A 5,674-nucleotide genomic window follows, 5' to 3' on the forward strand; every position below is an offset into this window, starting at 1 on the left:
CGTCCCGCTCCGGCCCGGGGCCGGTCACCGCGCCGCGCGCGGCGCGCAGGACGGCGGCGGCCTCCCACCTGAGCCAGCGCCACCAGCCCATCAAGGCAGCGGGGTGCCGCCGGTGGCGTTCACGATCTCGGCGGTGATGAACGCGGCGTGCTCGGACGCGAGGAACACATAGGCGGGCGCCATCTCGGCGGGCTGCGCGGGGCGGCCCAGCGGCGCCTGCTTCCCGAACTCCACGGTGTCCGGCATCGTCGCCGGGATCAGCGGCGTCCACACCGGCCCCGGCGCGACGGCGTTCACGCGGATGCCGTCGGGCGCGAGCATCTGGGCGAGCCCCTGCGTGAAGGTGACGATGCCGCCCTTGGTCGTCGCGTAGTCCAGCAGGTGCGGGCTGGGCTTGTAGCCCTGTACGGACGTGGTGTTGATGATCGAGCCGCCCTTGGGCATGTGCGGCAGCGACATCTTGCACAGCCAGAACATCCCGTAGAGGTTGGTGCGCAGCACCCGGTCGAACTGCTCCGTGCTGATGGCCTGGATGCCGTCCGGCTGGGCCATCTGGTACGCCGCGTTGTTCACCAGGATGTCGATGCGGCCGAACTCCGCGACCGTCCGCTCCACGAGCTGCCGGCACGCGGACTCCTCGCGGATGTCGCAGGGGACCGCGACGGCCTTCCGGCCCGCCTCCTCGACCAGCCGGGAGGTCTCGCGGGCCTCGTCGGCCTCCTCGGGCAGATGGGTGAAGAGCACGTCGGCGCCCTCGCGCGCGAAGGCCAGCGCCACCGCGCGGCCGATGCCGGAGTCGCCGCCGGTCAGCAGCGCCTTGCGGTCCGTCAGCAGGCCGCTGCCGCGATAGGAGTCCTCACCGTGGTCCGGTGGCGGGTCCATCGGCCCGGTCCAGCCGGGATGCTCCTGTTCCTGCGCGGGGAAGTCGGGCTGCGGGTGCTTCTCCCTGGGGTTCTGCGGCTGCCCGCTCGGGGCGCCGCTCCCCGCGTCGTCGTGGTGGTCGTGGGGTTGCGCGGCCACTGATTCCTCCTGCTCCGCATTGACCATTGACCGGATGGGGTGACAGCCGTCCCCTTCGGCTGATCACCGGGTCCCCCGCCCGACGGGCCTCAATCCATCATCGGGTCGCCCGCGAAGATCGGCGACCCGGCACCCGGGCGGGCCGCGCGAACCGGCCGGGGCACATGGGTTTCCCCTCGCCCCTCGGCGGTACTCGGTGCGGCATGGACTTCCCGGCGGAGACGCCCGGACGGAGAAGCCCGACAGAGATGACTTCATGACGGACAAAGCGAAGACACCGGATGAAGGCGACCGCCGGGGCCCCGCGAAGGGCCTGGCACTGCCCGAGCTGATGCGCGCGGCGCGCGCCCAGCTCGCCGAGCTCACCGGACTGCAGCCCGAAACCGTGACCCGCTGCGAGCGGACCGGGGACGGCTGGCTCCTGGAAGCGGAAGTACTGGAGCTCGCCAGGGTGCCCGACACGATGAGTTTGATGGCGCTGTACGAGCTGACCCTCGATCAGGAGGGCGTGCTCACCGGGTACCGGCGTGTCGGCCGCTACGAACGCGCGAAAGGAAACCCGTAGAGATGACTGTGGTTCCCGCTCAACAAGAAGGAGGCGGCCGAGGAGGCGGCGGCACCAGCGGCCTGTACGACGTACTGGAGCTGGTGCTGGACCGCGGACTGGTGATCGACGCCTTCGTGCGTGTCTCCCTGGTCGGCATCGAGATCCTCAAGATCGACGTACGTGTCGTGGTGGCGAGCGTGGACACCTATCTGCGGTTCGCCGAGGCGTGCAACCGGCTGGACCTGGAGTCCGGCCCCAAGAAGGAGCCCGGACTGCCCGACCTGGTCGGCGAGATGACCGAGTCCGGCGCGCGCGGCAAGAGCAAGGGCGCGCTCTCGGGCGCGGCCGAGACCTTCGCCGACGCCATCGGGCAGGGCCGCGAAGCGGCCTCCGGCAGGTCCGGCGACGAAGAGCCGCAACGCCGGCCGCGGCGCACCGCCACCAGCTCCCGCAAGAAGGAGGAGAGCTGATGACCACCTACGTCTACGGCATCGCGCACGCCGACCACCCCACCCCCGAGCAGCAGGTACTGGGCGTCGGCGACCCGCCGCGCCCGGTGCGGATCATACGGGCCGGCGAACTGTCCGCCGTCGTCAGCGACTGCCCCGACGGGCTGCGCCCCAAGCGCCGCGACCTGCTGGCCCACCAGCACGTTCTCACCGAGACGGGCAGCGCGGGCGCGGTACTGCCACTGCGCTTCGGCTCGCTCTCGACGGACGACGACGCGGTGCGCGGTGCGCTCGGCGAACACACCGAGCACTACAAGGCACAGCTGGCCGAGCTGACCGGCCGGGTGGAGTACAACGTCAAGGCCGCGCACCGCGAGGAGGTCGTGCTGCGGCTCGTCGTCGACGACGAGTCGGAGGTGCGCCGCCTCACGGAGGCTTTGCAGGCGTCCGGCGGGGGCGGTTACCCCGAGCGGGTGCGGCTGGGCGAGCTGGTGGCCAACGCCGTACGGGCCCGCGAGGTGCGCGACGCGCACACGGTCGAGCGGGCCCTGGCACCGCTGGCGGAGCAGTCGGCGCCGGGCCCCGAGGGGACGGGCTGGCTGGTGAACCTCTCGTTCCTGCTGCCGCGGACGGACACCGCGCCCTTCACCGAGGCGGCGACGCGGCTCGCCGAGGAGCAGCCGCAGCTGGAGCTGCTGGTGAACGGCCCGCTGCCGCCGTACAGCTTCGTGCGCCCGGCCCAGCCGGCCGCCGAGCACGCGGGCCGGGACTGATGGGCCTGCTCAAGGAAGTACTGCTGCTGCCCGCCGCGCCGGTGCGCGGCACCGGGTGGGTACTGCGCCAGCTCGTCGCCGAGGCGGAGCGGCAGTACCACGACCCCGGGGTGATCCAGCACGAACTACGGGAATTGGCGCGGGAGTTGGACGACGGCCTGATCGACGAGGCGGAGTTCGACCGACGCGAGGACGCGCTGCTGGACCGGCTGGAAGCGACGCGGGAACAGTGGCTCCACGGACAGTGAGAAGGACGAGGAGACGGTTGGGATGAACAACCGGGCGGCACTGGCACTGGCCGTCGCCGGCGGATACGCACTGGGTCGCACGAAGAAGGCGAAGCTCGCCCTGAGCGTCGGCGGCATCGTACTGGGACGGCGGCTGCAGCTCGACCCGCAGCGGCTGCTGGGCCTGGTGGACGAGCGGCTGAAGGCCGACCCGCAGCTCGCGGAGTTGCGCGACCAGCTGCGCGACGACCTGGGCGGAGTGGGCCGCGCGGCGGCGGACGCGTTCGTCAGCCGCCGCATCGACGCGCTGGCGGACAGCCTGCACGCACGCACCGCGGGCGTCCAGGAACAGCTCACCGGCGGTACGGAGGAGACGCGGGCCGAGGACGAGGAGCCCGCCGAGGCGGAAGGGGCCGAAGAGGCGGACGAGGCTCCGGACGACGAGCGCGGCGCGGCCCCGAAGGGCCGGACGCAGCGAAAGAAGGCCACCGGCAAGTCGGCACCCGCGGCCCAGCGGGCCCGGCGCACTACGAAGACCGGGACGGCCAGGACAGGTACGGCCAAGGCGGGCACGGCCAAGAGCGGGCCCAGGAGCGCCGCCAAGCAGTCCGCCAAACCGTCCCCCAAGTCGTCCGGCAAGCAGTCCGGCCGGAGCCGGGAGCGTACCGATGGCTGACCCCAAGCAGCGCCTCAAGGAGAGCATCGCTCGCAGTCCGGCCACCGACCGGCTCAAGGAGGAGGCCGCCGCGTTCGCCGCGGCCCAGGCCCAGCGGCTGCTGATCGCCGGCGGCCGGAAGCTGGGCGCCGCGACCACCCGGCTGCAGGACATGGCCGAGGGCAACGGCCCCGGCCTCGCCCTCGGCCCCGGTCTCGGCCGGCTGGTCCGCGGCGGCAGGAGCGGCGGCACACGGAAGGGCACCGGGACCGGACGGTTCGTCACCGTCGTCGAGGACACGGACGTCGGGGTGCCGCTGCGTACCGCGTACGACCAGTGGACGCAGTTCCAGGAGTTCAGCTCCTTCGCCAAGGGCGTGCAGGACGTGGAGCGCACGGACGACACCACCTCCACCTGGCGCGCCAAGGTACTCTGGTCCAGCCGCAGTTGGGAGGCGACCGTCACCGAGCAGCTGCCGGACCGGCGCATCGCCTGGTCGGCACAGGGCGCGAAGGCGACCGTCAACGGCGTCGTCACCTTCCACGAGCTGACGCCGGACCTGACCCGCGTCCTGCTGGTCATCGAGTACTACCCGAAGGGCCTCTTCGAGCGGACCGGCAACCTGTGGCGCGCCCAGGGACGGCGGGCCCGGCTCGACCTGAAGCACTTCCGCCGCTTCGTGATGCTCCGCGGCGAGGCGACCGACGGCTGGCGCGGCGAGATCCGCGACGGCGAGGTCGTCGAGTCCCACGAGGACGCGGTCGCCCGCGAGGAGGACGAGGGCGCCGCCGACACGTACGAGGACGAGAGCGAAGACGAAGGCGAGGGTGACACCGGCGCGTACGAGGAGGAGGACGGGAACGAGGACGAGGCCGAGGGTGACGCCGAGGCGTACGAGGACGACGAGGACGACGAGGAAGCGGCCTACGAGGGCGAGGACGAGGAAGAGGAAGAACCCGCCGACGCATCCGAGCTCGAGCCCGAGCCGGAACAGGTGAGGTGAGCGCTTACCCCATGTCCTATCCCTCCCCCGGCGCCGGCGGCGGCGCCAACCTCGCCGACATCCTCGAACGCGTCCTGGACAGAGGCGTGGTGATCGTCGGTGACATCCGGATCAATCTGCTCGACATCGAACTGCTGACCATCAAACTGCGGCTGATCGTGGCTTCCGTGGAGCGCGCCGAGGAGATGGGCATCGACTGGTGGCGCGACGACCCGTCGCTGTCGTCCGGCGCCCGCCGCGAGGAACTGGCCCGGGAGAACGCCGAGTTGCGTGACCGGCTGGCCGCTCTGGAGAGCCGCCAGGACGGGGACGCCCTGGAGGAACGGAAGGAGGAGTCACCGTGAGCACGCGTCAGGACGGCCTGCTGACGTACGCCTACGCCGTCCTCCGCCGCGGCGCCCGGCCGCCCGCCGGCCTGCTCGGCATCGGGGACGCGCCCGTGCGCACCGTGGCCGAGGGGCCGCTGGCCGCGCTGGTGTCCGAGGTGCCCGCCGCGGAATTCGACCAGCCGGCGGTGCGCGACCGCCTGGAGGACCTGACGTGGCTGGAGGCGACCGCGCGGGCACACCGGCAGGTCGTGGACGAGACCGCGGCGGCGGTCGGCGTGCTGCCGCTGCGGCTGGTCACGGTGTACCGCGACGAGGACGCGGTCCGGGCCGCGCTGGCCGCGCACACCGAGCGGTTCGAGCGGCTGCTGACCCGGCTGGAAGGGCGGCTGGAGTGGGGCGTGAAGGCGTACGCCCAGCAGCCCCCGGACGACCGGAAGCCGGCCGCCGCCCCGCCGCCATCGCAGCGGCCGTCCGATGCTCCCCCGGCCGCTCCCCCGGCGCGGCAACGGCCCGCGGCCGAGGCGGAGTCCGGGCGGGAGTTCCTGCGGCGGCGGCTGCGGGACCGCAAGGCCGAGGACACCGCGCTGCAGGAGGCCGACAGCCTGGCCCGGGCGGTGCACGACGCCCTCGCGCGCACCGCCGAGCACAGCCGGCTGCACCGCCCGCAGGAC

9 protein-coding genes are annotated in these 5,674 nt (G+C 72.8%); 8 read left to right on the forward strand and 1 reads right to left on the reverse strand.

What is annotated here, in order from left to right:
- Window positions 1-90: 90 nt before the first annotated feature.
- Window positions 91-1,020: an SDR family oxidoreductase gene (locus tag ABT381_RS34690; protein WP_351601746.1), complete on the reverse strand. Its 930-nt coding sequence runs from the start codon at window positions 1,018-1,020 to the stop codon at window positions 91-93.
- A 256-nt stretch (window positions 1,021-1,276) separates the two neighbouring features.
- Here ABT381_RS34690 and ABT381_RS34695 point away from each other — a divergent pair, with 256 nt between their 5' ends.
- From ABT381_RS34695 to ABT381_RS34730, 8 genes are all read left to right on the forward strand, one after another.
- On the forward strand, window positions 1,277-1,585 hold the full coding sequence (locus ABT381_RS34695) for a gas vesicle protein GvpO (protein WP_351601749.1): 309 nt from the start codon (window positions 1,277-1,279) through the stop codon (window positions 1,583-1,585).
- Between the two features lie 2 nt (window positions 1,586-1,587).
- Window positions 1,588-2,037 (forward strand): gas vesicle structural protein GvpA, encoded by a 450-nt coding sequence (locus tag ABT381_RS34700; RefSeq protein ID WP_351601752.1) that lies wholly within the window; start codon window positions 1,588-1,590, stop codon window positions 2,035-2,037.
- Window positions 2,037-2,789 (forward strand): GvpL/GvpF family gas vesicle protein, encoded by a 753-nt coding sequence (locus tag ABT381_RS34705; RefSeq protein WP_351601755.1) that lies wholly within the window; start codon window positions 2,037-2,039, stop codon window positions 2,787-2,789. Before ABT381_RS34700 ends, ABT381_RS34705 begins: the two co-directional genes overlap by 1 nt.
- Window positions 2,789-3,037 carry a gas vesicle protein GvpG gene (locus ABT381_RS34710; RefSeq protein ID WP_351601758.1) on the forward strand — a complete coding sequence of 83 codons (249 nt, stop codon included), beginning with the start codon at window positions 2,789-2,791 and terminating at the stop codon, window positions 3,035-3,037. Before ABT381_RS34705 ends, ABT381_RS34710 begins: the two co-directional genes overlap by 1 nt.
- A gap of 22 nt (window positions 3,038-3,059) precedes the next feature.
- Window positions 3,060-3,692 carry a DNA primase gene (locus ABT381_RS34715; protein ID WP_351601761.1) on the forward strand — a complete coding sequence of 211 codons (633 nt, stop codon included), beginning with the start codon at window positions 3,060-3,062 and terminating at the stop codon, window positions 3,690-3,692.
- Window positions 3,685-4,674, forward strand: a complete 990-nt coding sequence (locus ABT381_RS34720; protein ID WP_351601764.1) for an SRPBCC family protein — start codon at window positions 3,685-3,687, stop codon at window positions 4,672-4,674. Before ABT381_RS34715 ends, ABT381_RS34720 begins: the two co-directional genes overlap by 8 nt.
- 11 nt (window positions 4,675-4,685) lie before the next feature.
- Window positions 4,686-5,018: a gas vesicle protein gene (locus ABT381_RS34725; protein WP_351601766.1), complete on the forward strand. Its 333-nt coding sequence runs from the start codon at window positions 4,686-4,688 to the stop codon at window positions 5,016-5,018.
- On the forward strand, window positions 5,015-5,674 hold a 660-nt coding region (locus ABT381_RS34730; RefSeq protein WP_351601769.1), incomplete at its 3' end, for a GvpL/GvpF family gas vesicle protein. The genes ABT381_RS34725 and ABT381_RS34730, both read left to right, overlap by 4 nt.

This window comes from Streptomyces sp. NPDC000151 (assembly GCF_040301705.1).
In the GTDB taxonomy this organism is placed as follows: domain Bacteria; phylum Actinomycetota; class Actinomycetes; order Streptomycetales; family Streptomycetaceae; genus Streptomyces.